The sequence below is a fragment of the Mycobacterium sp. UM_Kg27 genome, assembly GCF_000972905.1.
Taxonomy (GTDB): Bacteria; Actinomycetota; Actinomycetes; order Mycobacteriales; family Mycobacteriaceae; genus Mycobacterium.
This window is the reverse complement of record NZ_JRMM01000348.1, coordinates 1-335: the sequence shown is the minus strand read 5'-3', so window position 1 is coordinate 335 and position 335 is coordinate 1. Positions and strand designations below refer to the sequence as shown.

Genomic DNA, 335 nt, shown 5'->3' with positions numbered 1-335 from the left:
GATTTCGACGACATGCTCGATGTCCTCGTCGCACCTTTTGCCACCGCAGCCGGCGAACTGGACCCCCAGGCCGTCACCGACAACACCGCGTGGGACACCTTCTTCTCTGCCGAGCACTGGGACGCCGCCTTCGCCGCGCTGGCTGAGCCCGGCCCGGCACTCTCCTTGGCCTTCGACCCCTACGCCGGGCTGTACAGCCTGGCCGAAAAATGGATCGACAGCGAATTCGGCAGCCAGGTCAACAGCGTCATCAACCAGATCTTCGGCTCCACCGTGATCGGCAACGGCGCCGACGGCACCGAAGCCAACCCCAACGGCGGAGCCGGCGGCTGGCT

Annotated in this window: 1 pseudogene; it reads left to right on the top strand. The window is 66.3% G+C overall.

The features are described 5' to 3' along the window. A pseudogene (locus LI94_RS24215) lies at window positions 1-335 on the top strand (endoglycoceramidase); the annotation flags it as partial.